This window comes from Novosphingobium sp. BW1, assembly GCF_008107685.1.
GTDB lineage: Bacteria > Pseudomonadota > Alphaproteobacteria > Sphingomonadales > Sphingomonadaceae > Novosphingobium.
Map to the genome: position 1 here is coordinate 174,507 of NZ_VIRF01000063.1, position 25,824 is coordinate 200,330.

The 25,824-nt window shown below is 65.5% G+C and carries 19 protein-coding genes; 7 read left to right on the forward strand and 12 right to left on the reverse strand.

All coding sequences use genetic code 11. The features are described from left to right. Nucleotides 1–31: 31 nt before the first annotated feature. Complete coding sequence (locus FMM79_RS08480) at nt 32–1,432, forward strand: sugar transferase (protein ID WP_148627055.1); 1,401 nt, start codon at nt 32–34, stop codon at nt 1,430–1,432. 86 nt (nt 1,433–1,518) lie between these two features. On the opposite strand, the gene FMM79_RS08485 is transcribed toward FMM79_RS08480, so the two are convergent. Genes FMM79_RS08485 through FMM79_RS08495 form a run of 3 tightly spaced genes read right to left on the reverse strand, consistent with a single transcriptional unit; the run spans nt 1,519 to nt 3,332 of the window. Further along, the gene (locus FMM79_RS08485) at nt 1,519–2,040 is read right to left on the reverse strand and encodes an LptA/OstA family protein (protein WP_148627056.1); all 522 of its coding nucleotides are present in this window, start codon (nt 2,038–2,040) and stop codon (nt 1,519–1,521) included. Next, nucleotides 2,037–2,687, reverse strand: coding sequence for an LPS export ABC transporter periplasmic protein LptC (locus FMM79_RS08490; protein ID WP_148627057.1), 651 nt, complete (start codon nt 2,685–2,687; stop codon nt 2,037–2,039). Before FMM79_RS08490 ends, FMM79_RS08485 begins: the two co-directional genes overlap by 4 nt. Before the next feature lie 21 nt (nt 2,688–2,708). Next, nucleotides 2,709–3,332, reverse strand: a complete 624-nt coding sequence (locus FMM79_RS08495; RefSeq protein ID WP_148627058.1) for a ribonuclease D — start codon at nt 3,330–3,332, stop codon at nt 2,709–2,711. Nucleotides 3,333–3,415: 83 nt separating this feature from the next. Between FMM79_RS08495 and ung the strand changes: the two genes are divergently transcribed. Beyond that, nucleotides 3,416–4,132, forward strand: a complete 717-nt coding sequence (gene ung, locus FMM79_RS08500; protein WP_148627059.1) for a uracil-DNA glycosylase — start codon at nt 3,416–3,418, stop codon at nt 4,130–4,132. Between the two features lie 100 nt (nt 4,133–4,232). Beyond that, nucleotides 4,233–5,777 carry a catalase gene (locus tag FMM79_RS08505; protein ID WP_148627060.1) on the forward strand — a complete coding sequence of 515 codons (1,545 nt, stop codon included), beginning with the start codon at nt 4,233–4,235 and terminating at the stop codon, nt 5,775–5,777. A 149-nt stretch (nt 5,778–5,926) separates the two neighbouring features. Here the strand turns inward: FMM79_RS08505 and FMM79_RS08510 are convergent, their stop codons facing one another. From FMM79_RS08510 to FMM79_RS08530, 5 genes are all read right to left on the reverse strand, one after another. Further along, nucleotides 5,927–7,690 carry a methyl-accepting chemotaxis protein gene (locus FMM79_RS08510; protein ID WP_148627061.1) on the reverse strand — a complete coding sequence of 588 codons (1,764 nt, stop codon included), beginning with the start codon at nt 7,688–7,690 and terminating at the stop codon, nt 5,927–5,929. Between the two features lie 261 nt (nt 7,691–7,951). Next, nucleotides 7,952–9,385: a glutamate synthase subunit beta gene (locus FMM79_RS08515; RefSeq protein WP_148627062.1), complete on the reverse strand. Its 1,434-nt coding sequence runs from the start codon at nt 9,383–9,385 to the stop codon at nt 7,952–7,954. A gap of 21 nt (nt 9,386–9,406) precedes the next feature. Continuing rightward, nucleotides 9,407–14,047: a glutamate synthase large subunit gene (gene gltB / locus FMM79_RS08520; RefSeq protein WP_148627063.1), complete on the reverse strand. Its 4,641-nt coding sequence runs from the start codon at nt 14,045–14,047 to the stop codon at nt 9,407–9,409. Between the two features lie 311 nt (nt 14,048–14,358). Beyond that, nucleotides 14,359–16,347: a hypothetical protein gene (locus FMM79_RS08525; protein WP_148627064.1), complete on the reverse strand. Its 1,989-nt coding sequence runs from the start codon at nt 16,345–16,347 to the stop codon at nt 14,359–14,361. A gap of 55 nt (nt 16,348–16,402) precedes the next feature. Beyond that, on the reverse strand, nt 16,403–17,659 hold the full coding sequence (locus FMM79_RS08530; RefSeq protein ID WP_148627065.1) for a TIGR04063 family PEP-CTERM/XrtA system glycosyltransferase: 1,257 nt from the start codon (nt 17,657–17,659) through the stop codon (nt 16,403–16,405). A 66-nt stretch (nt 17,660–17,725) separates the two neighbouring features. Here FMM79_RS08530 and FMM79_RS08535 point away from each other — a divergent pair, with 66 nt between their 5' ends. The 3 genes from FMM79_RS08535 to ctrA all read left to right on the forward strand — a co-directional run bounded on the left by FMM79_RS08535 (nt 17,726) and on the right by ctrA (nt 20,217). Further along, nucleotides 17,726–17,932 carry a hypothetical protein gene (locus FMM79_RS08535; RefSeq protein ID WP_148627066.1) on the forward strand — a complete coding sequence of 69 codons (207 nt, stop codon included), beginning with the start codon at nt 17,726–17,728 and terminating at the stop codon, nt 17,930–17,932. Continuing rightward, complete coding sequence (locus FMM79_RS08540) at nt 17,925–19,304, forward strand: putative O-glycosylation ligase, exosortase A system-associated (protein ID WP_148627067.1); 1,380 nt, start codon at nt 17,925–17,927, stop codon at nt 19,302–19,304. The genes FMM79_RS08535 and FMM79_RS08540 overlap by 8 nt, the downstream gene beginning before the upstream one ends. Before the next feature lie 217 nt (nt 19,305–19,521). Then, the gene (gene ctrA, locus FMM79_RS08545; RefSeq protein ID WP_148627068.1) at nt 19,522–20,217 is read left to right on the forward strand and encodes a response regulator transcription factor CtrA; all 696 of its coding nucleotides are present in this window, start codon (nt 19,522–19,524) and stop codon (nt 20,215–20,217) included. A gap of 88 nt (nt 20,218–20,305) precedes the next feature. Here the strand turns inward: ctrA and FMM79_RS08550 are convergent, their stop codons facing one another. Both FMM79_RS08550 and FMM79_RS08555 read right to left on the reverse strand, forming a co-directional pair. After that, nucleotides 20,306–21,007 (reverse strand): LrgB family protein, encoded by a 702-nt coding sequence (locus FMM79_RS08550; protein ID WP_148627069.1) that lies wholly within the window; start codon nt 21,005–21,007, stop codon nt 20,306–20,308. Further along, nucleotides 21,004–21,393 carry a CidA/LrgA family protein gene (locus tag FMM79_RS08555; RefSeq protein ID WP_148627070.1) on the reverse strand — a complete coding sequence of 130 codons (390 nt, stop codon included), beginning with the start codon at nt 21,391–21,393 and terminating at the stop codon, nt 21,004–21,006. Before FMM79_RS08555 ends, FMM79_RS08550 begins: the two co-directional genes overlap by 4 nt. A 373-nt stretch (nt 21,394–21,766) precedes the next feature. On the opposite strand from FMM79_RS08555, the gene FMM79_RS08560 reads away from it, so the two are divergent. After that, complete coding sequence (locus FMM79_RS08560) at nt 21,767–22,486, forward strand: tRNA (guanosine(46)-N(7))-methyltransferase TrmB (RefSeq protein ID WP_148627071.1); 720 nt, start codon at nt 21,767–21,769, stop codon at nt 22,484–22,486. A gap of 182 nt (nt 22,487–22,668) precedes the next feature. Here FMM79_RS08560 and FMM79_RS08565 read toward each other — a convergent pair whose 3' ends face one another. Then, the gene (locus FMM79_RS08565; RefSeq protein WP_148627072.1) at nt 22,669–23,286 is read right to left on the reverse strand and encodes a hypothetical protein; all 618 of its coding nucleotides are present in this window, start codon (nt 23,284–23,286) and stop codon (nt 22,669–22,671) included. Nucleotides 23,287–23,547: 261 nt separating this feature from the next. Then, nucleotides 23,548–25,818, reverse strand: coding sequence for an NADP-dependent malic enzyme (locus tag FMM79_RS08570; protein ID WP_148627073.1), 2,271 nt, complete (start codon nt 25,816–25,818; stop codon nt 23,548–23,550). Nucleotides 25,819–25,824: the final 6 nt, after the last annotated feature.

Here is a 25,824-nt window from a genome sequence, read left to right on the forward strand (position 1 = left end):
GGTGAAGCTGGCTGTCAGGAGTGCCAAATCCATGAATGCGCCGTTTGCGCCACGTGCCATGCTCTACACCTCGCCGGAGCAAGGGGTTAGCCCCGTTGCGCCGGCTCTCGTGCGGCGGCGCTTGCAGTGTTACCTGGGCATCATGCTCGGCGACATGCTGGCGATTGCAATCGGTTTCGCGGTGATCGGCTGGGCCATTCACGGGCAGGTCGGGTTCTCGCGGGCGCTCGTATATGGACAGCTGGTCCTTCCCATTTTTCTGACACTGGCCCTCTACAACGGCAGCTATTCGCTTACCACGCTGCGCAACGCCTGGTCCGGTGTGGCCCGCACGATGATGGCGATGACTCTGTCGGTGGCTGTCGCGGTCTTCGTGCAGTTCCTTATCCGTCCCTCCGGCGAACTGCCCCGTCTCGCCTTTGTCCTTGGTTCCGTCACGGCGATGATCCTGATGGCCGTTTCGCGTCGTCAGATGCGAGCCCTGGTCCGCTGGCGCTGCGGCGCCCAGGTGCTCAACGAACTGGTCATTGACGATGGCGGCCCCAAAGTCGATTTCCCCGGTGCCATTCGCGTTTCGGCCACCGCGATGGGGCTACGTCCCGATCTCAAGGATCCCGATGCGCTTGACCGTTTCGGTCTGGTGCTGCGCAATATCGACCGCGTGATTGTAAGCTGTCCGGTCGGCCGCCGTGCGGAATGGGCAATGATGCTCAAGGGCGCCAACGTCGATGGTGAAGTGCTCGACGATGTCGTTGTGCGTCTCGGCGCGCAGGGGGCCAGGGTTTCGGGCCAGCATGGTCTCCTCTTGGTTTCGGCAGGGCCGCTGGGGCTGCGTGAGCGGGCGATCAAGCGCATGTTCGACCTCGCCTTCGCGGGCACCGCCATCTTTGCGCTCTCCCCGCTTCTGATCGTGATTGCGCTGGCCGTGAAGTTCTATGACGGAGGCTCGGTGCTCTTCGTCCAGCGGCGCATGGGCCGCGGTAACCGCTTCTTCAACATGTACAAGTTCCGCTCGATGACGGAAGCCTTGTGCGATGCTGACGGCAACCAGTCGGCCTCGAAGAACGACCAGCGTATCACTCCGGTCGGAAAGTTCATACGCAAGACCAGCATCGACGAGTTGCCCCAGCTCTTCAACGTGCTCTTGGGTGACATGAGCCTTGTCGGCCCACGCCCCCACGCGACGGGCTCGCTGGCGGGCGACAAGCTGTTCTGGGAGGTAGACCTGCGCTACTGGCAGCGCCATAGCCTCAAGCCGGGTCTGTCGGGCCTTGCGCAGGTGCGCGGCTATCGCGGGGCGACCGACAAGGAATCGGATCTCGTCAATCGCCTGCAGTCGGACCTTGAATACCTCGAAGGCTGGACGATCATGCGCGATGTGCAGATCATCTTCCTCACCTTGCGCGTGCTGGTCCATGATCGCGCGTTCTAAGCGCGCGTTCAGCCAGGCACACGCACGAAAAAGCCCGCCGGGTCGCCAGGACCGGGCGGGCTTTTTCGTGGCCGTATCGACCGTGGTCAGTTGGACGACTTGGGCACGTTGAACGTGCCCTGCACGCGCCCGCCCGAGGCCGAGGAGACGCCGGTCTTGAGATCGACCACGAACCGTCCCCCGCGCAGCGTGTCGGTGCTGCCGCGTTTGAGCGAGGCGTTGCCGACCATGGTGATGATACGCTTGTTGAAGTCGTAGACCGCCACGTCGCCGGTGGCGACTTCGTCGCGGCGGGTCACGCGCACGCCGCCGGTCGCGGTGATACGCTGGACCTCGAGGCGCTCGGCGTTGGTGAAATTGACCACCGTGCGCGCGGCCTTGAGCGTCAGTCCAGCCTGTCGGATGTCGACATTGCCGGTGAGGACGACGCGGTCCTCACGGTCCTGCAGTTCGATCTTGTCGGCCGAAAAGTCGACCGGTGCGTCGCTGTTGTGGCCTTCGAGGGCCTGCGCCCCGATCCTCTGGGAGGCGACAAGGCCGCCTGTTGCCAGGATCGCGAGGGCAAGGGCCGAACGCAGCGCAAGGGAGGGCAGGCGAACGGACGTCATTGGGGTATCTCCAGCTTGCTGCCGGGGGTCATCCGCAGCTTGGCATTGCCTTCAAGGGTTACGGTGCGCGCTTCGAGGTCGGCCTGCATGGTCTCGGCCTTGAAGGTACCGCTGGGTACCCGGCCTTCGACGCCGCCGGATCCGTGCGCGAGCTTGGATGCGATATCGACCGAGACGTTGTTTGCGGTCATGTGGTAGCCATCGCTCGCGGCGAAATCGACTGGTCCATCGACGTCGAGGAGGTCCTCGTCGTAGTTGTAGCGCCCGCGCGGGGCGGCGATCTCGCCCGGCCCGTCGCTGAGCGCGATCCGGGCGGCAAGGTCGAACATCTCGACAATGGGACTGGCTGCACTTTCCTGTACGGCGGTGCCTGCCGTGACGGTGAAGTCGCGCCCCCGGTCGTCCTTGCCGCTGTAGGCGGCATCGTCGACCGAGAGGCGGTTTTCAGTGACCTCGACCTTGTTGCGGTCGAGCAGGAAGCTGACTTCGCCACGCGGGCTGAGCGGCACGAGGATCATCACTGCCGCAACCACGCCGATCGCGGCGGGCAGGGCCTTCACCAGAAAACCCACCAGGCGGTCGTGCGAGCCGCCGGGCGCGGCAAGGTGCCGGCGGCGGTTGCGGATTTGTCTGGCTTCCTCAGACATGGGCGCGTGGTTCCTGCAGCGTCAAGCCGCTTGGTGGCTGAAAATATCGTGGTCCGGCCACCCGGCGAGGTCGAGACGCGCGCGGGCGGGAAGGAAGTCGAAGCAGGCCTGCGCCATCTCGGTGCGGCCCTCACGGGCCAGGCGCTCGACCAGAATGGTGTGCATCGCGTGGAGGTGGCGCACGTCGGAGGCCGCGTATTCCTTCTGCGGGTCGGACAGGTCCGGCGCGCCCCAGTCGCTCGACTGCTGCTGCTTGGACACTTCCTTACCGAGAAGTTCGCGCACCAGGTCCTTGAGACCGTGGCGGTCGGTGTAGGTACGCACCAGCTTGCTCGCGATCTTGGTGCAGAACACCGGTGCGGCCATCACGCCCATGTAGTGCTCCATCGCGGCCAGGTCGAAGCGCGCGAAATGGTAGAGCTTGAGGCGCCCCGGGTCCGCCAGGACTGCCTTCAGATTGGGCGCGGCATAGTCGCTGCCCGGCGCGAAGCGGATGAGATGCTCATCGCCGCCGCCATCGGAAATCTGGACCACGCACAGGCGATCGCGGCGGGTGATGAGTCCCATCGTCTCGGTGTCGACGGCGACGGGCCCCGGCGCCAGGACGCCTTCGGGGAGATCTTCTTCGTGGAGATAGACAGCCATGATGCAAAAGTGCTTAGGGATTGCCGGTCGGTTGCGCAATGGTCGCAAGCCCACCTTGTTGCCGGGCGCGGAGGAAATTTGCGATGAGCGGATCGGAAGGCTACGCCGGTGTCGAGGGCGCCGAGGCGGTGCCGGAAAGCTGGCGCGCCGCACTTGCCCCGGTGCTGGAAGCCCCTGAGGCGCGCCGTCTGGGCGCTTGGCTGCAAGCCGAGGAGGAGGGGGGCAAGACCGTCTATCCCCCGCGCGGTAGCCGCTTGCGCGCGCTGGAACTGACCCCGTTTGATGCGGTCAAGGTCGTGATCCTGGGGCAGGACCCCTATCACGGGCCGGGACAGGCGCACGGGCTGGCCTTTTCGGTGCAGAAGGGCGTGCGTGTGCCCCCCTCGCTGGGCAACATCTACAAGGAACTGGCCAGTGACTGCGGTGTGACAGCGCCCGGTCATGGCAATCTGGAGGGCTGGGCACGCCAGGGTGTGCTGCTCCTCAACAACGCGCTGACGGTCGAGGCGGGACAGGCCGGTTCGCACCAGAAGCGGGGCTGGGAGGCGATCACCGATGCCGCCGTGGCCGCGGTCGCGGCGCGCCGCGAACCGTGCGTCTTCCTGCTCTGGGGCTCGCATGCGCAGAAGAAGGCGCAGCGGGTGCCGGGCCTGATGCAAAGTCAGCACCTCATCCTTCAGGCGCCGCATCCCAGTCCGCTTTCGGCACACCGCGGGTTCTTCGGATGCGGACATTTCAGCCGTACCAACGCCTTCTTGAAAAAGAACGGGCGCACACGGATCGATTGGGGCTGTGTCTGATTGACGCAGGCGATCAGGCTGATCGCAAGCCTTGCGGCAACCACTTGGGCGCCTGACGCATTCTTCTTGGCAATCCCCCAATCGCCGAGAGGACCTATCCATGGCCGACAAGCCCACCCTGACCACCAGCGCCGGTGCCCCTGTTCCCTCCAATGAGAACTCGCTGACCGCGGGCACCCGCGGGCCGGTGCTGATGCAGGATTACCAACTCTTGGAAAAGCTCGCCCACCAGAACCGCGAGCGAATCCCCGAGCGCACCGTCCACGCCAAGGGCTGGGGCCTGCAGGGTACCTTCACGGTAACCAACGACATCACGAAGTACACCTGCGCGAAGATGTTTTCCGAGGTGGGCAAGCAGACCGAGGTGCTTTCGCGCTGGTCGACCGTCGCGGGCGAAGCAGGCGCAGCCGATGCCGAGCGCGACGTGCGCGGTTTCTCCCTCAAGTTCTACACCGAAGAGGGCAACTGGGACATGGTGGGCAACAACACGCCTGTCTTCTTCGTGCGCGATGCTTACAAGTTCCCCGACTTCATCCACACGCAGAAGCGCCATCCGCGCACGAACCTGCGCAGCCCGGAGGCCATGTTCGACTTCTGGGCCGCCCAGCCCGAAAGCGTGCACCAGGTGACGATCCTGATGTCGGACCGCGGCATTCCGAAGAACCCGATGCACATGAACGGCTATGGCAGCCATACCTTCTCGATGTGGAACGCGGCCGGTGAGCGTTTCTGGGTGAAGTTTCACTTCAAGACCCAGCAGGGCCACAAGTTCTACACCAATGCCGAGGCCGAGAAGCTGATCGGCAAGACGCGCGAATCCTATCAGGAGGACCTCTACAACGCGGTCGAGAAGGGCGAGTACCCCAAGTGGACGCTCTACATCCAGGTCATGCCCGAGGAGGACGCGCTCAAGACGCCCTACAACCCCTTCGACCTCACCAAGGTCTGGCCTCACGGCGACTATCCACTGATCGAGGTGGGCGTCCTGGAGATGAACCAGAACCCGGACAACTATTTCCAGATGGTCGAGAACGCGGCGTTCAGCCCCTCGAATATCGTGCCGGGTATATCCTTCTCGCCGGACAAGATGCTGCAGGCGCGCGTCTTCTCCTATGCCGATGCGCACCGCTATCGCCTGGGTACGCATTACGAAGCGCTGCCCGCAAACGCAGCCAAGGCCGCCAAGGTGAATCACTACCACAAGGACGGCGCGATGCGCTTCTTCACCAACGACTTCGGCAACCCGGATGCCTACTACGAGCCTAATCAGTACGATGGGCCTGTTGCCAATGCGGGTGCGCAGGAGCCACCGCTGCGTATCGATGGCGACATGGACCGCTATGGCAACCCGCAGGAGATGGACGATTTCACGCAGCCGCGTGCACTCTATGAAATGTTCACAGACGAGCAGAAGCAGCGCCTCTACACCAACTACGCCCAGGCCATGGGGCCGTGCTCGACGGGCGTAAAGGAGCGCTGGTACGCCGTCCTTGAAAAGGTCCACCCCGACTACGCGGCGGGCGTGCGCAAGGCCTGCGAGGAACTCGACAGCGACGTGAACGCGGTGCCGATCACGAGCGAGACCGCAACCGACGCCGAAGAGGTAAATACGGCGCCCGATACGGTGAAGGCGCATACGGAGTAAGCAGGACGTCCTTTTTCAAGGGGCCGTAGCCCCTTGACCCCCGAACCGGCGAGCTCACCTTCCTCGGCCAAAGTGGTGCGACTAAGGTGAGCTTGATCGTTCGGGGAGCCCAAGGGCCATGGCCCTCGGATCTATTTTCTTCTGGCCGGTCAAGCCGCCGCGCTGGTGCGCCGCAAGGGCTCGCCCTGTCCTGCTATCTCGGGGCGGGCCTCACGCATGCGAGTGCGGAAACCCGACATGAGTTCGCTGAGGCCGCGCGCCTCACTTTCCAGACTTCGAGTCGCAGCGGTCGTTTCCTCGACCATGGCCGCGTTCTGCTGGGTCATTCGGTCCATTTCGCTAACCGAGGTGTTGACCTGATCGAGGTCGCTTGCCTGCTGGCGCGCAGAGCTGGCCATCTGCTCGATGAAGCTGCGCAGTTCGCCCACTTGCGCCAGGATTGCTTCGAGCCGGGTGCCGGTTTCACCAACCAGCTCAACGCCGCCTTCCACTTGCGCGCTGCTCTTGGTGATGAGCGCCTTAATCTGGTGCGCCGCCTCGGCTGAACGCTGGGCGAGATCGCGCACCTCGTTGGCGACGACCGCGAAGCCCTTGCCTGCATCGCCCGCGCGTGCGGCTTCGACCCCTGCGTTGAGGGCCAAGAGATTGGTCTGGAAGGCGATGCCGTCGATGAGGTCGATGATGGTCGAGATCTCGCGCGCCGAAGCCTCGATGGCGGACATCGCGGTGACCGCCGCACGTACCACTTCGCCGCCTTGGCTGGCCTCGTCGTGGGCGGTGGTGATGGCCTCCCGCGCTTGGGCGGCGGTACCTGCCGATTCGCGAATGCGGGTGGTCACCTGCGCCATGGCCGCGGCGGTTTCCTCCAGACTCGCGGCCTGCTGCTGGTTGCGCTGGGCGAGGTCGTCCGAGCCCGCGCGGATCTCCGAGATCGCGTTCATCACGCTGGAGGCCCCGACGCGCACGGTGCCCATGGCCTTGCACAGCGCGGTCACCGCCTCGTTGAAGTTCATGCGCAGCGCCTCGTAGCTTTCCGGGAAAGGTTCGGTGATGCGGTATTCGAGGTCCTTGGCGGCAAGCTTGTGGAGGCCGACCGAGACATTCTCGACCACGCGCCGCTGTTCCTCTTCCGCGCTGGCCTTCTCGATCCCGGCGCGGCGGAAGACATCCATCGAGCGGGCCATCGTGCCGAATTCGTCGCGCCGCTCGGTGCCTTCGATGACGATGTCGAAGTCGCCCGAGGCGAGGTGTCCGAAGCTGCGGCTGGCGTTCTCCAGCGGGGTAACGATCGTGCGGTCGATCCGCCGGGCCGCATAGGGAATGGCGCTGGCCAGCAGCAGGGCTATGAGAGCGCTGGCTAGCAGGCAGACGGTGGTGATCCAGGTGTCGGTGCGCATCTCGGTCGTGGTGAAGGCGCGCGAAAGGGCGACGAGCTTGAGCACTTCCTGGCGCTGGCGGCTGTAGATGGGGGAGAGTTCGCGCACCTGGATCCAGTACATGGCATCCCGGTCACGGCCCTTGGCGGCCTTGGCGAACTTGCCATCGACAATGCGCCAGAAATGATCGGCCACCCGGATCACGCGGGCCAGCTGGTCGCGCACTTCGGGGGGGACATCGTTCTCCTGCCAATAGGCCTGGCGTTCGCGGAATTCGCCTTCGAGGCGCGCCAGCTCTTCGAGGACGAGCGGGGCGTTGCCCGGGTTGGCGGTGGCTTGCGTGACCTGGAGGTAGGGTTCGACGACGAAGGCTGGCGGCGGCAGGATGTCGGCCAGCATCTCGTTCTGGAGGGCGTGCTTGCGCTCGATCGGTCCGCCGAAGCGGATCATGTAGACGGCAAGGCCGGTCAGCAGCACGGCGAGCGCAACGAGCGCTGTCAGCCCGCGTCCGGCCTTCCGGGTCTGGTCCTTGATCACTGCCTCGCTCCATCCCTTCTGCGCGTCCAGGCGCGCGTCCTTGCCTGCAACCCGTGGCGGGGCTGTCGTGAAAAGGGGGGTAGCGGTGCACGGTGAAATGGGCGCCAAGGTGCACCTAGGCGACTTTGCGGGGGCCCCGGGCACGATGCGGCAAGATACCACCGGGTTGGAGTGGGCGCGCGACAAGCTTTCACAAGGTCATGAAAAAAGGGGCGCCCCCGTGGACGCCCCTTCGTATCTCGGTTGCCGTGTAGGCCTGTCTCAGCGCGGCAATTCGCTCGCGCCCATCAGCGCCTCGTCGACGGCGCGCGCGCACTGGCGGCCCTCGCGGATGGCCCAGACAACCAGGCTCTGGCCACGACGCATGTCGCCGCAGGCCCAGATCTGCTCATCCGAGGTCTGGTAGACCTGGGTATCGGCCTTGACGTTGCCGCGCGCGTCGAGTTCGACGGCGGCCTGGTCGAGCATGCCGGCCTTCTTGGGACCGACAAAGCCCATGGCGAGGAGGATGAGATCGGCTTCGAGCGTGAACTCGCTGCCCTCGACCTCAACCATCTTGCCGTCCTTCCACTCGACGCGGACGCATTCCAGGCCCTTCACGTCGTTATCGCCAACAACGCGTTTGGTGAGCACGGCCCACTCACGGTCCGCGCCTTCTTCGTGGCTGGAGGATGTGCGCAGCTTGAGCGGCCAGAACGGCCAGGACATGGCCTTGTCCTCGTGGACCGGGGGCTTGGGCATGATCTCGAGCTGGATCACTGACTTGGCACCCTGGCGGTTGGAGGTGCCCACGCAGTCCGAACCGGTGTCGCCGCCGCCGATGACGATGACGTTCTTGCCGGTGGCGGTAAGCGAGCCGCGCGGCGCGGCGCGAAGTTCATCGTCGCCCGCGTTGCGCTTGTTCTGCTGGGTGAGGAACTCCATCGCGAGACGCACGCCGGGCAGTTCCGCGCCGGGGATCTGCAGCTTGCGGGCATCCTCGGCACCGCCGGCAAAGACGATCGCGTCGTAGTTTTCCTTGAGCGAGCTCACCGAGACGTTCACGCCCACTTCGGTGGAGGTGCGGAAGGTTACGCCTTCGGCCTCCATCTGCGCGGCGCGGCGGTTGATGAGGTGCTTTTCCATTTTGAAGTCGGGGATGCCGTAGCGCATCAGCCCGCCCACGCGGTCGTTCTTTTCGAACACGGTGACCGAGTGGCCCGCGCGCGCCAGCTGCTGCGCGCAGGCAAGACCCGCTGGGCCCGAGCCCACGACCGCAACCGACTTGCCGGTCTTGGCGGCGGGGATCTTCGGCGTGATCCAGCCTTCCGACCAGCCCTTGTCGACGATCGCGCACTCGATCGACTTGATCGTGACGGGCTCGTCGATGAGGTTCAGGGTGCAGGCCGCCTCGCAGGGCGCGGGGCAGATGCGACCGGTGAACTCGGGGAAGTTGTTGGTCGAGTGGAGGATTTCCAGCGCGTTGCGGAAGTCGTCCTCGTAGACCAGGTGGTTCCAGTCGGGGATAATGTTGTTCACCGGACAGCCGGTGTGGCAGTGCGGCACGCCGCAGTTCATGCAGCGCGAGGCCTGCCCTTTCAGCGTTTCCGCCGAAAGGGGGACCACGAACTCCTTGTAGTTCTTCAGGCGCTCGTCGACGGGTCCGTACGTACGGTCCTGGCGGTCAAGCTCGAGAAAGCCGGTTTCCTTGCCCATGTCTTCTATATTCCTTCGAACTTATTCCGCCGCGACCGTGGCGGCTTCGAGACGCTCGGCCTCGAGCATCTTGAGCGCCTTGGCGTAGTCGCGCGGCATCACCTTGACGAACTTGCCCAGCGCGTCCTCGAAGTTTTCGAGGAGTTCGCTGGCCCGGCTCGAGCCGGTGTGCAGCTTGTGGCGTTCCAGCAGGACGCGGATGCGCTCGGCGTCGTGACGCAGCATGTCGCCCATGCCCAGGTCATTGACACTGACCGTGCGCTGCTGCGGTCGGCCGCTGCCTTCGTCCTCGTCCGGAGTTGCCGAAACGCTTTCGAGATCCACCATGGCGGTGTTGGCGAGGTCCCTGAAGCGGCCCTCCTCGTCGTAGACGTAGGCGATGCCGCCCGACATGCCGGCTGCAAAGTTGCGTCCGGTCTTGCCCAGCACCATCACCACGCCGCCGGTCATGTACTCGCAGCCGTGATCGCCGCAGCCTTCGACAACCGTGATCGCACCCGAGTTGCGGACCGCGAAACGCTCGCCGCCCACGCCGTTGAAGAACGCCTCGCCCGAGACCGCACCGTAGAGCACGGTGTTGCCCACGATGATGTTCTCGGTGGGAACGCGCTTCACGTTGTCCGGCTGGCGCACGATCACGCGGCCACCCGACAGGCCCTTGCCGACGTAGTCGTTGGCATCGCCGACGAGGTCGAGTGTCACGCCATGGGCGAGCCAGGCCGCGAAGCTCTGGCCAGCAACGCCGGTCAGCTGCACCTTGATGGTGTTGTCGGGCAGGCCTTCATGGCCATAGCGACGCGCCACCTCACCCGAGAGCATCGCGCCCACGGTGCGGTTGACGTTGATCACCGGCTTCTCGATGCGTACGGCCTCGCCCTTTTCCAGAGCCGGAGCAGCCGCCGCGATGAGCTCGTTGTCGAGCGCGTTTTCAAGGCCGTGATCCTGGCGCTCCGACCAGTTCAGCGAGGGGCTGTCGCCCAGCGGAGCCTGGTAGAGGATGCGGGAAAGGTCAACGCCCTTGGCCTTCCAGTGAGTGATCGCCTTCTTCATGTCGAGCTTGTCGACGCGGCCGACCATCTCGGCAACCGTGCGGAAGCCCAGCTGCGCCATGATCGCGCGCAGTTCCTCGGCGACGAAGAAGAAGTAGTTGATCACGTGCTCGGGCTGGCCGGTGAAGCGGGCGCGCAGGACCGGGTTCTGCGTGGCCACGCCGACCGGGCAGGTGTTGAGGTGGCACTTGCGCATCATGATGCAGCCGGCCGCGATCAGCGGGGCGGTGGCAAAGCCGAACTCATCCGCGCCCAGGAGCGCAGCGACCGCCACGTCACGGCCCGTACGCAGGCCGCCGTCCGCCTGTACAGCCACGCGGCTGCGCAGGTTGTTGAGGATCAGCGTCTGCTGGGTCTCGGCAAGGCCGATTTCCCATGGGCTGCCCGCGTGGGTCAGCGAGGTCAGCGGGGAAGCGCCGGTGCCGCCCTCGTAACCCGAGACGGTGATGTGGTCCGCACGTGCCTTCGAGACACCGGCGGCAACCGTACCCACGCCCACTTCGGAGACGAGCTTGACCGAAACGCGGCTCGTCGGGTTCACGTTCTTGAGATCGTGAATGAGCTGCGCAAGGTCCTCGATCGAGTAGATGTCGTGGTGCGGCGGCGGCGAGATGAGGCCCACACCCGGGGTCGAGTGACGGGTCTTGCCGATCACCTTGTCGACCTTGTGGCCAGGCAGCTGGCCGCCTTCGCCGGGCTTTGCGCCCTGCGCCATCTTGATCTGGATGTCGTCGGCGTTGACGAGGTACTCGGTGGTGACGCCGAAGCGGCCCGAGGCAACCTGCTTGATCGAGGAACGCATCGTGTCGCCGTTTTCCAGCGGCTTGAAGCGCTTGGGATCCTCGCCGCCTTCACCGGTGTTCGACTTGCCGCCGATACGGTTCATGGCGAGCGCCAGCGTGGTATGCGCCTCCCACGAGATCGAGCCGTAGCTCATGGCGCCGGTGGCGAAGCGCTTGACGATCTCGCTGGCGGGTTCGACTTCCTCGATGGGGATGGCCGTGTCGGCCACCTTGAAGTCGAGCAGGCCGCGGATGGTGAGCATGCGGGCCGACTGGTCGTTGATGCTCTCGGCGAACTCCTTGTACTTGGAGGGCACGTTGCCGCGCACCGCGTGCTGGAGGTTGCCGATGTTGTCGCTGGTCCAGGCGTGGTCTTCACCGCGCACGCGCGAGCCGTAGATGCCGCCCACGTCGAGCATGCCCGCGTAGATCGGGTTGTCGCCATAGGCCTCGGCGTGGCGACGCACGGTCTCTTCGGCGATTTCGGCAAGGCCGGCGCCTTCGATGGTCGTCGCGGTGCCTGCGAAGTAGGTCTCGATGAAGTCGCTCGACAGGCCGACGGCGTCGAAGATCTGCGCACCGCAGTACGACTGGTAGGTCGAGATGCCCATCTTGGACATCACCTTGCGGATGCCCTTGCCCACGGCGTAAACGTAGTTCTTGGCGGCATCGTCGGCCGAGATCGGCAGCTTCTTGCGGACCCGCATCTCCTCGATCGTCTCGAAGGCGAGGTAGGGGTTGATGGCTTCCGCGCCATAACCCGCCAGCGCGCAGAAGTGCTGGACTTCGCGGGCTTCACCGGTCTCGATGACGAGGCCGGTCTGCATGCGCAGGCCCTGGCGCACGAGGTGGTGGTGCACCGCTGCGGTCGCCAGCAGCGCCGGCATCGGGATGCGGTCCGGGCCCTGCGCACGGTCGGACAGGATCAGGATGTTCTTGTCCGCGAGCACGGCCTCGGTCGCCGCCCAGCACATTTCCTTGATCGCCATCTCAAGACCGGCCGCGCCGCTTTCGGCGTCCCAGGTCATGTCGATGGTCTCGGTGCGGAAGGCGCCGTCAAGGGCGGCTTCCACCGAGCGGATCTTGGCCAGTCCCTTGTCGGTCAGGATCGGCTGGCTGACCTCGAGACGCTTGTGCGTCCCGGCATCGTGACCAAGCAGGTTCGGGCGCGGACCGATCATCGAGACGAGGCTCATGACCAGTTCCTCGCGGATCGGGTCGATTGGCGGGTTGGTGACCTGCGCGAAGTTCTGCTTGAAGTAGTCGTACAGCAGGCGAGCCTTGTTCGACAGGACCGGGATCGGCGTGTCGGTGCCCATCGAGCCGATCGGATCGTCGCCGTTCATGGCCATCGGCTCGAGGAAGCGCTGAGTGTCTTCCTGCGTGTAGCCGAAGGCCTGCTGGCGGTCGAGCAGCGTGCCGGTGGGCGCGGGAATCTCGGCCAGTTCGGGCTCGATCACGTCGAGGTCGGCGAGCTTGTACTGCGCCTTGTCGAGCCACTTCTCGTAGGGTTCCTCCTCCGAGAGCTTGGACTTGATTTCCTCGTCCTCGATGATGCGACCTTCCTCGAAGTCGATCAGCAGCATGCGGCCGGGCTGGAGGCGCCACTTGCGCACGATACGCTCCTCGGCGATCGGCAGGACGCCGCTTTCCGAGGCCATGACGCACAGGTCATCGTCGGTGACGAGGAAGCGCGCGGGGCGCAGGCCGTTGCGGTCGAGGGTGGCGCCGATCTGGCGACCATCGGTGAAGGCCACGGCGGCCGGACCGTCCCAGGGCTCCATCAGCGCGGCGTGGTATTCGTAGAAGGCGCGGCGCTTGGCGTCCATCAGCGGGTTGCCGGCCCAGGCTTCCGGGATGAGGATCATCATCGCGTGGACCAGCGAGTAGCCGCCTGCAAGCAGCAGCTCGAACGCGTTGTCGAGGCACGCGGTGTCCGACTGGCCGTGCGGGATGATCGGCCACATCTTGTCGAGGTCCGCGCCCAGGAGGTCGCTTTCCATGGTGCGGCGGCGCGCGTTCATCCAGTTCACGTTGCCGCGCACGGTGTTGATCTCACCGTTGTGGGCCATGAAGCGGTAGGGGTGCGCGAGGCGCCAGCTCGGGAAGGTGTTGGTCGAGAAGCGCTGGTGCACGAGGCCGAGCGCCGAAACGAAGTCCGGATTGCGCAGGTCGTCGTAGAACGAGCCGACCTGGGTCGCAAGCAGCAGGCCCTTGTAGACGATCGTGCGGCTCGAGAAGCTCGGCATGTAGAGCTCGGTCAGGCCGGGCATGTCGTTCTTCTCGGCAAGGTCGTGCAGCGGGTTCTGCGTCTGCTTGCGGATCACCAGCAGCTTGCGCTCGAACGCGTCCTGGTCGGCGCAGTCGCCGTCGCGCGCGATCACGCACTGGCGCACCACCGGCATCGATTCGAGCACCGCCTTGCCCAGGCCATCGAGCGTGACCGGCACGTCGCGCCAGCCCACGAGACGCTGGCCTTCCTTGGCAATGAACTTTTCGAACTTCGTGACCACGAAGTCGCGCGAAGCCTCGTCGCGGGGCAGGAAGCACATCGCAACGGCGTAGTCGCCCGGCTGCGGCAGCTCATGGCCATTGGCCTCGGCCCACTTGCGGAAAAGCTGATCGGGAATCTGCGTGAGAATGCCCGCACCATCGCCCAGCAGCGGGTCCGCCCCCACGGCGCCGCGGTGGTCGATGTTTTTCAGAATCTCCAGAGCCTGGGTAATAATGGCGTGCGATTTTTCACCCTTGATATGGGCAACGAAGCCCACGCCGCAGGAGTCATGTTCATTTTGCGCATCATAAAGGCCCTGGGGCTTAGGAAATCCCATCGATAATACCCATCCTGTCATTTTGTCAGGGGCCGCAAAACCCGCTTCGTCCGCGCAGCGCGCACGAATCGAGCGCCGCTCTTGAGCGACATAGTGACCCCACGGTCCCCATGCAGATTGAGGGCCGGTTTTGCAACCGACTTCGGGTCGTGACGGACGAAAAATTCCAATTGACGCCGATTCTAGGCCATTTTGTTATCAGGAATCGCCGTTTGAGAACTGTCACAATGGTTTGTTGATGCAAGTGTCCGTGGAGCGGAACCCGCTTCGGAGACCGGAAGGCCGCCGATTCCGTTCGTGGGTTTCCGAGATCAGGCGGCGCCGCTCATCCGTTGGAGCGTGGCGAGGGCAGCGCGCAGGGCCTTCTCGGTCTCTTCCGCGTCTTCACGCGCCGGGGCATCGAAGCGGCGGGGCTGCGGGTGGGAGGCATCGGCCTGCAGTTGACGCGGGAAGGCCAGGGGCTCGGAGTCTCCGGCAGGGGCGGCATCGAAGGGACGCGGTGCATCGCTCGATGTGTGGGCGGCCTGGCTGCGCGCCTCTTCGCCGGGGAAGATCACCACCGGTTCGATCTCGTCGTGGCCTTCGGGTTCCTCGATGCGCACGAAGGACGGGGCGTCTTGGGCCTGGCGCGAAAGGCCCAGCAGCGAGGAATAGCCCTGTTCGAGCACGCTCTCTTCCTCGGCGTCGTTTTCCTCCGGCTCTGCGGGCGCAAGGCCCGCGGGCGCGGCGAATGGTGCCGGGGACGGTGCGGACGGGGGCTCAGGCGCGCGGATGAGGCGCGCCGGGATATAGTCGGGCAGCGCCTCGTCGTCGTCATCCTCGAAGGCGTCGAAGTCGATCCCGCGCATGGCGGCGGGCATGCCCGGCTTCGCGGCGTGCGCCTTTTCGGGAGTTGTCTGCGCAGCCTCGTGCGCGGAAGGCTCGGGGGTGGTGGCCTCGGAGTTCGGGGCGGCGAAGGGCCCGCGGGCCAGAGCGACCGGGGGCGCCTCCTCTTCGGCCGATGGCGTCGGTACCTGGGGTGCCTCGGCGGCGGTTTCCGGCGAATAGGGGGCCGGCATGGCGGGCGCGCTTCTGGAGGAGGGTTCCGAAGCCGGTTCTTCCGGTGTCTCCTTGGCCGCGTCGCGGGCCTCGGTCTCGCGGCGGCGCGTCATGGCCAGGGCGAGACGTTCGAGCAGTTCGATCGGCGAGAGTTCATCGAGTTCGCGCGCGGCGATGCGTTCCGCGCCGCTACGCGGACCTGCGCCTGCGGTGAATTCGGCCATGGCCGCTGCGGCGAACGGCATCACTTCGGGCGCGTTGGCCGGCGCGGTTGGGGCGCTGCCGGGTTGGTCCGTCACAGCGGGCTCGGACACGGTCGGGATTTCGTCCCAGCTCTCTGCGCTTTCGGCGCTCGCCTCATCCTTGTGCGGGAGCAGCGAGAAGCCAGGGGCAGCGGTCTTTGCGGCGATCGCCTGCGAATAGGCATCGAACAGGCGCTGGCCGGGAGCGGCCGGTACGTCGGTGTCGGGCGCCGCGGCGGATGGGGCGCTTGTCCGGAAGAGCTGCGCCTCGGGCGGGATGGGGCGCGACGGGGACACGTTGTCCTCCAGGGCGAGCGGTCCATCGGGGGCTTCGGCTCCGCTTGGCGCGGGCATCGCGTCCGGCTGGACCGTGGGCTTCTGCGCACTGTCGAGATAGGCGTCGAGATCGAACGCGCGCATGTCGAGGATACCTTCCGCGATTTCGCCACGTTCGGTCTCTGCAAGGGGCGCTACGGCAGGTGCAGGTGCAGCGGCCGTCTCGGGCTGCACAAAGGGCGCGGGAGCCTCGGGCGCGCAATCTTCTGGCGCCTGGGCAGTCTCCGCACTTGCTTCTTGGGCGCTCGCGGTTTCCAGTTCCATGTTGGCCAAGGCCCGACGGCGGCCCGCAGGTGCGCGCGCGGCGGCAGGGGCTGCAGGGGCGGCGGCGGGCGCGGTGGCCGGGGCTTCGTTCCGAGCCATCTCTGCGCCATCTGCACGGGCGCGGGCAGGCGGGCGCGGGCGCACGATGCGCAGGGCCAGGAACCCGCCGAGGAGGGCGCCGATCCCGGTCATGGCAAGGGTAAGGGCAATGCGGAAGGTGGCCCCGAGCGGCGGAGCGGCCATGGGCACGAGCGTATCAAGGCCGGTCGCGAGAATCGCCTGTTCGACCACTGCGGGACGCAGCGCGATGCTGCACAAACCGGCCAGCGCACCGCACCACAGCGCGATGATGGCGGGGAATATCGGATGCCGGCTGATCGGCGGCTTTCCGCCCTTGGTCTTGCGCATCTTATCGGCCACGTCGCACACCCCCAGGAGTGATTATCGGGCCGGGAATCGCGGAACCGATCGCGTTCTAGTGCCCATGTTGCGCCACCACAGGTGACAGCATTTGGTAAACGTCTTGATAACGCCTGGCATTGGCAGACCAGTCGTGCGCACGGCGCACATGGGCAATGCCCGCAGTGCGAAGGCGTTCCCAACTATCGCGCGCGCCGAGCAGTTCGGCAAGCGCGCGCGCCAGATCCTGTGGATCGTCAGGCGCGAAGAGTACGCCGGTCTCGCCATGGATGACAAGTTCGCGATGTCCGCCCACGTTGCTGGCGGCAACGATCTTGCCCTGGGCCATCGCTTCCAGCGGCTTGAGCGGGGTGACGAGATCGGTGAGGCGGCTGCGCTTGCGCGGGTAGGCCATGACTTCGCACAGCGCGTAGTAGCGCTCGACCTCGGCGTGGGCGACGCGCCCCACAAAGCGGATCGCGTGCGCGGCGGGGGATCCTTTCGCCTGTGCGGCAAGGGCCTCGGCGCGCGGGCCTCCGCCGACCAGCAACAGGCGCGCGTCGGGCTCACGGGCGAGCAGGGCAGGCATGGCCGCGATGAGGTCGTCGAGGCCCTCGTAATCATAAAAACTGCCGATGAAGCCGATGACCGGGCAGGGGTGCCCGTCCGCACCCTGGAAGCCGAGCTTTCGGACAAGCGCCTCGTCGCGCCGCGCAGGTGTGCCGAAGAGGTCGAGGTCCACGCCGTTGGGCATGACCGTGATCTTGTCGGCGGGCACGCCGCGCCTGGCAAGATCGGCACGCAGACCCTCGCAGATTGTCACCACCGCATCGGCGCGAGCAACGACGTGGTTCTCAAGGCCGCGGGTCAGCCGGTACTTGAGCGAGCCTTCGCTACCTGTGCCGTTGCCCACCGCGGCGTCTTCCCAGAAGGCCCGGATCTCGTAGACGAGGGGGAGCGCGTGGCGCCGGGCGGCCCGCAGCGCCGCCGCGCCGCACAGCGCGGGTGAATGGGCGTGGAGGATGTCCGGGCGCCAGGCGGCGATCGCGGTCTCGATCCCTGCGTGGAAGCGGGCGACCTCGCGCGCCTCGCGCCAGACGGGAGGGCCCTTGGCGGTTCCGGGGGTGCGGTGGAAGAGCAGGCCATCGGCCTCTTCTGGCACCGCCTCAGCAGGAGAGGTCCCGGTCTTGTGGCGCAGCCCCGTGACGCCGCGCACCTCGTAGCCCATAGCCTGCTGAGCCTTCAGGATCGCACGGGTGCGGAAGGTATAGCCACTCTGCAGCGGCAGCGAATGGTCCAGCACGTGCAGGATGCGGGGCGGGCGTGTGCTCATGGCGCTCGTTTGCTACAGGACAACGCTTAACGCGGCGTCAACCCAGACGCCTTAGCAGGTTTTGCGATGGTCGACATCTTTGCCCTTGCCCTCTCCCACGGCCTGATCGCGCTGGCCGTGTGGCGCCTGTTGCAGCGGCCCGATCTCGACCGTGAGGGCGAGGCCACTGCGCCGCGCCGTACGCCGCGTGGGCAGGGGATGCGCGTTCCCGGCGCCAACCCGGATGCCGAGAGCGAGGGTGCGGGCGCGGCACGGGGCGAAAACGATGCTTAATCTCGCCTTCACCGGCTTCTTTGTCGCGCTTCTGCTGGCCGGGCTGCGGCGCCCGTTCCTGTGGGTGTTGTGCTATCTCTACATCGACATTGTGGCGCCCCAGATCATTTCCTGGGGTTTCCTTTCGGTCATCCCGACCTCGCTGATTGCTTTCGTTGCGGCCTTTGGTGGCTGGCTGGCGCTCGACGGGAAGGAGGGGACGCGCTTCACCTGGCGCCAGGCGGTGATGCTGGCGCTGCTTGCCTACTGCGCGATGACCACGCTGCGCGCGGACTATCCGCTGCCCGCTCTCGAGAAATGGAGCTGGGTGTGGAAGGCGCTGGTCTTCGCGATCTTCCTCCCGCTCACCCTGCGTACGCGCCTGCGCATCGAGGCGGCGGCGCTGGTGATGGTGCTGGCGGCCAGCGCGCTCATCATCGACGGAGGGATCAAGACCGCGCTGGGTGGGGGCGGCTATGGCACCTTGCGCATCTTCGTGGAGACCAACACGGGCCTCTACGAAGGCTCGATCCTCTCGTGCGTGGCCATCGCGATTATCCCGATCATCCTGTGGCTGGCGCGCCATTCGACGATCTTTCCCTCCGACTGGCGGGTCTGGACCTTCGCGGTGGCGCTCATCTTTGCCTGCTGCCTGATCCCTGTGGGCACGCAGGCGCGCACCGGCCTCGTCTGCCTTGCGGCCCTATGCATCCTTTACCTGCGTACCGCGCGCCACCGCGTATTGATCCTGGTGGGCATGACTCTGACCGCCTTTGCTGCGATTCCCTTCCTGCCCCAGTCCTTCGTCGCGCGCATGAACACGATCGAGAACCACGAGGCCGACCAGTCGGCAGGCACGCGGCTGGGGGTGTGGAAGTGGACCTGGGACTACGCGCGGGAGAACCCGCTCGGCGGCGGCTTCGAGGCCTACCTTTCGAGCCGGGTCGAATACGACACGGTCGTGCGGGAAACCACGGGCGAGCTCACGACGGTGCGCCGCGAGCACGTGGTCGAGAAAGGTCGGGCTTACCATTCCAGCTACTTCGAGATGCTGGGGGAGCAGGGCTATCCCGGCCTGTTCCTGTGGTTGCTTCTCCAGGCCTCGGGGCTGTGGCAGATGGAGGCGCTGCGACGCCGCTACCGCAAGCAAAGCGCGCCTGAGGTGGCCTGGGTGGCCCCGCTTGCCAATGCGCTTCAGCTCTCACAGGTGTCCTACCTCGTGGGCTCCCTTTTCGTGGGCATCGCCTTCCAGCCCTTTATCCTCATGGTGATCGGCCTGCAGTGCGGTCTGTGGAGCTATCTTGCGCGGGTAGGTACACCACAGGTGAAGGCCGACCGCGCGAAGCCCCGTGCGCGCGCGGAAAGGAAAATGAAGGTGCGCCCCTTAACCTGAAGGGCACATGGCCGTTTTGGTTACCGTGGGGTGTGCGGTGGCACGACTAAGAATCTTTCCATAGTCTGCACTTCGCTTCCGCATTTACGGCAAATTAACCTTTAACCTTCATCCCACCTATGGTTAATTCTCGGCAAGGTCCGTTGCGAAGCGGTTACCGCAGTCTACACCGGGAGCCGATAGGGTCGGCAAATAAGGGCAACAAGGGGATCACCCAATGCGAGTTCTGTTGATCGAGGACGAACCCACCACTGCACGTGCGATCGAGCTCATGCTCACGGCAGAAGGGTTCAATATCTACTCGACGGACCTGGGCGAGGAAGGCCTCGATCTGGGCAAGTTGTACGATTACGACATCATACTGCTCGACCTCAATCTGCCCGACATGCACGGGTACGACGTGCTCAAGAAGCTGCGCGTGGCCAAGGTGCAGACCCCGGTGCTTATCCTGTCGGGCATCGCGGAAATGGATTCCAAGGTGCGCTCGTTCGGCTTCGGCGCAGACGACTACGTCACCAAGCCGTTCCATCGCGAAGAACTTATCGCGCGTATTCATGCGGTTGTGCGTCGTTCGAAGGGCCACTCGCAGTCGGTCATCCGCACCGGCAAGCTGGTCGTCAACCTCGATGCCAAGACTGTCGAGGTCGATGGCGCGCGTGTGCACCTGACCGGCAAGGAATACGCGATGCTCGAGCTGCTCAGCCTGCGCAAGGGCACCACGCTGACCAAGGAAATGTTCCTGAACCACCTCTATGGCGGCATGGACGAGCCGGAGCTGAAGATCATCGACGTCTTCATCTGCAAGCTCCGCAAGAAGCTCAGCCATGCCTGTGGCGGGGCCAACTACATCGAGACCGTCTGGGGCCGCGGCTATGTCCTGCGCGATCCGGACGAATTGCAGGAAGTCGCCTGAGCGTCCTGCGCCCCGATCTGACCGAATCGAAACGGCCGGCGTTCCTTGAAGGAATTGCCGTCCGTTTCTATTCGCGATTCGGGCAGGATCAGAGCAACGCGGCGAGGAGCGAGAGCAGGGCCGCTGTCATCACCGCGTTGAGTGCCATGCCCAGGCTTGCAAAAGCGCCCGCGGTCTCGCTGACCTGAAATGCGCGCGCCGCTCCGAAGCCGTGCGCCGATACGCCCAGCGCAAAGCCACGGGGGCGGTAATCATCGAACTTCATCGCGTTGAGGAGCGGGGTGGCCGTCATCGCCCCCGCTATCCCGGCGAACAGGACGATGCAGGCCGCCAGGGCGGGCACGCCGCCCAGTTGCTCCGCGATCGCCATGGCCACCGGCGTCGTCGTCGCACGGGGGGCAATCGAGGCAAGGATCTCCGCGGGCGCTCCGAACAGGGAGAGAATCCCGATTGCGCTGACGACCGAGGACACCGCACCGGCCGCGAGCGACAGGACAATCGGCACGGCAAGCCGCTTGATCCGCTCGCGCTGCGCCCAGATCGGGACGGCGAGGCCGACCACGGCCGGGCCGAGCAGGAAGCTGAGGAGAAAGGTGTCGGCCTTATAGTCGGCATAGGGCGTCCCCGTAGCCCAGAGCAGCGTGATCAGCACCGGCGTGGTCCAGAGCACCGGGTGGCACAGCGGATGACGCCCCGAGCGATGCGAACGGCGCTCGAAGATCTCGAAGACACCCAGCGTCACGGCCAGCCACAGGAGCGGTGTGGCGAGAAGATCGGTGAGGGCGCTCATGCGCCGCGCTCCGCAGGCTGTACGGGGCGCTTGCCGACCTCGTCCGGGGTGAAGCGGCGAAGTGCCCAACGGAACACCAGCGCGGTGACGACGATAGTCAGCACGGTCGAGACCCCGGTCGCGAGCGCGAGCCCCAGCCCATAGCGGGAAAGGGCGGAACCTTCCTGCATGAGGCCGACCGCGGCGGGCACGAACATGATCGAGAGGTGCGCGGTCAGCCACCCACTGACAGCGCTGAGCGTGGGCCGCTCGCGCCGCACCAGCGCCAGCCAGCCCAGCAGCAGCACCATGCCGATGACCGAACCGGGAAGCGCGAGCCCGGTGATCCGGTGCAGCGCCTCTCCGATGAGCTGGCAGGCAAGAAGGAGGAAGATGGCGGCGAGCATGGTGAAAGGTCCGGTCCTGCTGGGGGCGGGTGGTTCGCCCCGCCTTGGTGGGGGTATGGCCGGGCCGGGGCGTGCGTGCAATTCGTCCGTTGCGTGGATTCAAGGCACGGAGCCATTTGCGGACAAGGATAGAAAGGTGATTCCGAGGGCCATCGCCCTCGGGCTCCCCAAACTGTCGACCTCAAGGTTCTTGCACCATGTGGTCTGAGAATGGGGAGGTCGCCCATTCAGGGGTCAAGGGGATCAGATCTTCGTTCTTCTTTTCTTCGGTCATCCGCCTTGCACCGGGAAAGAGAGGCCAAGCTGCCACGCCTGCCACGCCTGCCACGTGCAATATTGACCCGCACGCGCTTGCCTGCCAGTGCCGCGGCCCATGACTGCGCACAAACCCGGCGATCCCACGACTCTCAACCGCCTCTATGGCCGCTCCAAGGGCAAGCCCTTGCGTGCGGGCCAGCAGGGCCTTGTCGACAACCTCCTGCCCAAGATTTCGATGCCCGAGGACGGGCCGATTACGGCCGAGGGGCTGTTTGGCGATGATCGCCCGCTCCACTTCGAGATCGGCTTCGGCGGGGGCGAGCACATGGCCGCCCGTGCGGACATGCTGCCCGGCCACGGTTTCATCGGTGCCGAGCCCTTCATCAACGGGGTCGCGCAGGCGCTGATGCACGTTGCGGGTGACAACGGTGCGCATCCGCCGCTCGGCAATGTGCGCATTCACCACGGCGACGCGCTCGAGGTCCTTGCGCGCATTCCTGATGGTTCGCTCTCGTTCCTCTACCTGCTGCACCCCGATCCCTGGCCCAAGGCGCGCCACGCCAAGCGGCGCATGATGAACGATGGTCCGGTGGACATGTTCGCGGCCAAGCTCAGGCCGGGCGGCGAGTTCCGCTTCGGCACGGACCACGCCATCTATCTGCGCCATGCGCTGATGGTGATGCAGCGGCACACCGGCCAGTTCGAATGGCTCTGCGAGAAGCCTCTTGACTTCCAGAAGCGCCCGGGCGGCTGGCCCGAGACCCGCTACGAGGCCAAGGCCCGCGCGGTCTACAAGCACGAGGTCTGGTACTTCCGCTACCGCCGCAAGGGCTGAGCCTTAGGATTTCAGGGAAAACAGGACGTCGGTTTCCGAGGGCCATCGCCCTCGGGCTCTCCGAACTGTCGACCTCGCCTGTCGCGCGCCGCCTTGACTGAGAAAGGTGAGGTCGCCCGTTTTGGGGTCAAGGGGTGATCACCCCTTGAGAAATTGCCTTTCTGATTTTTGCCTATTCCTACTCAGAGGTACTGCTGCACCTTGTTCAGCAGATCGCTACGACGACGGCGCTGGCGGATCTGGTCGGTGGCGATGCTGAGGGGCTGGACGCGGGGGCCCTTGGGCACGTTGCGTTCGAAGTGGAAGCTGCGCGTCGCGCCCACGGGCAGGTCCTCCAGCGCGTAGAGCGCGACCACGGTAAGGTCGAACTGGTCGACTTCCTCCTCCTGCACGTCGGTTTCCTCGTTTGCGTCGAGCAGGGTGCGCACGATGTCATCGAAGTGGCCGATGTTCATGAATTGGCCGGTCGCAAGGCTGCCCTGGCCCATGATCGAGCGCGGGTCTTCGCCCAGGTCGCCGGGCAGTTCACGCAAGTCTGTCAGCGCCAGTTCGATCTGGCGACCGCGCACGTGCACCGTGGCGATAAGACTGGAGACGTAGAGCGGCTGGCTGCTCATATTGGTGACGAGGCAGCGGCTGCGCATGCCGCGCCCAGCCGCGCGGGTGATGAGGATCGTCGAGCGCTTGGTGCCCCGGAACTGGACCAGCAGCAACTGCAGGTAGATCACCCAGACGATCAGCATGGCAAAGCTGAGGGCAACGCTGACAACTTGCGTGTTCCCGGTAAACCACTGCCACACGGGCGCCTCCCTCGATTCGATACCGCTCTTCGCGGCTGCGGCCCGGTGCCGCAGCGCAGGGCCAGCCTTTAGGATCGGCCCCGGGTGGGTCAATTGAAATTCGCGCCGATCAGGCGGCGTTGCGCCGTGTGCGTGCGGTTCGCGAGGCAAGCGTTGCAAAAAGGCCCCGGCAAGAGCGTCCTGCCGGGGCCTTTTTGTCAGGTGTTGCCGGAAACAGGGCCGTCCGGGAAAGCGGCCCTCTCCGATTGCGTTGCCGCTGCCTCAGCCGGCGATGCCAGCGGCCGCGAGCACGGCGCTCGTCAGCACGTCGGGCGCGATCGCGGTCATCGGTACGATCTGGACCGGCTTTTCCATGCCCAGCAGGATCGGGCCGATCGAGGTCGTGCCGCCGATCTCGCGCAGCAGCTTGGCCGAGATGTTGGCTGATTGCAGACCCGGCATGATCAGGACGTTGGCCGGAGCCGAGAGGCGGCAGAACGGGTAGAGCGCCATGATCTTGGGGTTGAGCGCGGCATCGGGTGCCATTTCGCCTTCGTACTCGAAGGGTACGTCGTCACGCTCGTCGAGGATGTGCACGGCATCGCGGGTGCGTTCGACCCACTGGCCCTCGGGGTTGCCGAAGGTCGAGTAGGAGAGGAACGCGACGCGCGGCTCGTGGCCCATGCGCTTGGCGACCGAGGCCGCTTCGGTGGCGATGATCGCCAGTTCCTCGGCGCTCGGGCGCTCGTTGATGGTGGTGTCTGCCAGGAACACGGTGCGGTTCTTGCCCACCAGCATGTGCATGCCGAAAGGCAGCTTGTCCGGGGCCGGATCGAGCACGCGGCGCACGTTTTTCATCGACTGCGCGAAGGGGCGCGTCATGCCGGTGATCATCGCATCGCCCACGCCCATCTTGAGCAGGCCCGAGGCGAAGGTGTTGCGGTCGGTGTTGACCATGCGCTGGACGTCGCGTTCCAGGTAACCACGGCGCTTGAGGCGCGCGTAGATCATCTCGACCATCGGGTCGACGTGGTCCGAGACCATCGAGTTCTCGATGTGGAAGCTCTCCGGGTTGGGCACGCCCAGCTCGTTCATCAGATCGAGGATGTTCTGGGTGCGACCGACTAGAATGGGCTCGCCATAACCGAAATCGCGGTACTGGATCGCGGCGCGAAGGACGACTTCGTTGTCCGCTTCGGCGAAGATCACGCGCTTGGGGTTGGCGCGAACCTGCGCGTAGACCGAGCTCAGCACCGAGGTGGTCGGGTTGAGGCGGCCCTTGAGCTGGAGGCGGTAGGCATCGAAGTCCTCGATCGGACGCTGCGCGACACCCGATTCCATCGCCGCCTTGGCGACGGCGGCGGGCACCACTTCCATCAGGCGCGGGTCGAACGGTGCGGGAATGATGTAGTCGCGGCCGAACTGCTGGACCTGGTCGCCATAGGCGGCGGCGACGTCCTCGTGGACCTGCTCGCGTGCGAGTTCGGCGATGGCGTTGGCGGCCGCGATCTTCATTTCTTCGTTGATCGCGGTGGCCGACACGTCAAGCGCGCCGCGGAAGATGAAGGGGAAGCCCAGCACGTTGTTGACCTGGTTCGGGAAGTCCGAACGGCCCGTGGCGATGATCGCGTCCGGACGCACGGCTTTGGCCTCGTCGGGAATGATTTCCGGGACGGGGTTGGCCATCGCGAAGATGATCGGTTCGTCGGCCATCTTGCGCACGTATTCGGCCGGCAGCGCACCGGCGGCCGAGAGGCCGAGGAACACATCAGCGCCGACCAGCGCTTCTTCCAGCGTACGCGCCTCGGTGGCGACCGCGTGCGCGCTCTTCCACTGGTCCATCTGCTCGGTGCGGCCTTGGTAGATCGTGCCCGAACGGTCGCACACGATCACGTTGTTGTGCGGCACGCCAAGCGACTTGATCAGCGAGGTGCAGGCCAGCGCCGCAGCGCCCGCGCCGTTCACCACAACCTTGATGTCCTTGATGTCACGGCCAGTGATGAGGCAGGCGTTGATGAGGCCGGCCGCGGTGATGATCGCGGTGCCGTGCTGGTCGTCGTGCATGACCGGGATGTTCATGCGGTCGCGCAGGGTCTGCTCGATCACGAAGCACTCCGGCGCCTTAATGTCTTCAAGGTTGATGCCGCCAAAGCTGGGTTCCATCATCGCGATGGCTTCGATAAGCGCCTCGGGGTCCTCGCTGTTCAGCTCGATGTCGATAGAATCGACATCGGCGAAGCGCTTGAACAGGACCGCCTTGCCTTCCATCACCGGCTTGGACGCGAGCGCGCCCAGGTTGCCCATGCCCAGGATGGCCGAGCCGTTGGAGATGACCGCAACGAGGTTGCCCTTGGCGGTGTAATCGTAAGCCTTCTGCGGATCGTCGGCGATGGCCTGGACGGGCACGGCGACGCCGGGCGAATAGGCGAGCGACAGGTCGCGCTGCGTTGCCATCGGCTTGGATGCGATGATCTCGATCTTACCCGGACGGATTGTCTGGTGGTAAAACAGAGCCTCGCGCTCGGTAAACTGGACCTTGCTTTTCTCGGACAATGAATT

Coding starts and splice junctions, on each gene's coding strand:
- FMM79_RS08480 (WP_148627055.1), top strand. CDS start 32: ATGAATGCGCCGTTTGCGCCACGTGCCATGCTCTACACCTCGCCGGAG.
- FMM79_RS08550 (WP_148627069.1), bottom strand. CDS start 21,007: ATGAGCGCCCTCACCGATCTTCTCGCCACACCGCTCCTGTGGCTGGCC.
- FMM79_RS08515 (WP_148627062.1), bottom strand. CDS start 9,385: ATGGGCAAGGAAACCGGCTTTCTCGAGCTTGACCGCCAGGACCGTACG.
- gltB (WP_148627063.1), bottom strand. CDS start 14,047: ATGGGATTTCCTAAGCCCCAGGGCCTTTATGATGCGCAAAATGAACAT.
- FMM79_RS08505 (WP_148627060.1), top strand. CDS start 4,233: ATGGCCGACAAGCCCACCCTGACCACCAGCGCCGGTGCCCCTGTTCCC.
- FMM79_RS08540 (WP_148627067.1), top strand. CDS start 17,925: ATGCTTAATCTCGCCTTCACCGGCTTCTTTGTCGCGCTTCTGCTGGCC.
- ung (WP_148627059.1), top strand. CDS start 3,416: ATGAGCGGATCGGAAGGCTACGCCGGTGTCGAGGGCGCCGAGGCGGTG.
- ctrA (WP_148627068.1), top strand. CDS start 19,522: ATGCGAGTTCTGTTGATCGAGGACGAACCCACCACTGCACGTGCGATC.
- FMM79_RS08490 (WP_148627057.1), bottom strand. CDS start 2,687: ATGTCTGAGGAAGCCAGACAAATCCGCAACCGCCGCCGGCACCTTGCC.
- FMM79_RS08560 (WP_148627071.1), top strand. CDS start 21,767: ATGACTGCGCACAAACCCGGCGATCCCACGACTCTCAACCGCCTCTAT.
- FMM79_RS08485 (WP_148627056.1), bottom strand. CDS start 2,040: ATGACGTCCGTTCGCCTGCCCTCCCTTGCGCTGCGTTCGGCCCTTGCC.
- FMM79_RS08535 (WP_148627066.1), top strand. CDS start 17,726: ATGGTCGACATCTTTGCCCTTGCCCTCTCCCACGGCCTGATCGCGCTG.
- FMM79_RS08555 (WP_148627070.1), bottom strand. CDS start 21,393: ATGCTCGCCGCCATCTTCCTCCTTCTTGCCTGCCAGCTCATCGGAGAG.
- FMM79_RS08495 (WP_148627058.1), bottom strand. CDS start 3,332: ATGGCTGTCTATCTCCACGAAGAAGATCTCCCCGAAGGCGTCCTGGCG.
- FMM79_RS08530 (WP_148627065.1), bottom strand. CDS start 17,659: ATGAGCACACGCCCGCCCCGCATCCTGCACGTGCTGGACCATTCGCTG.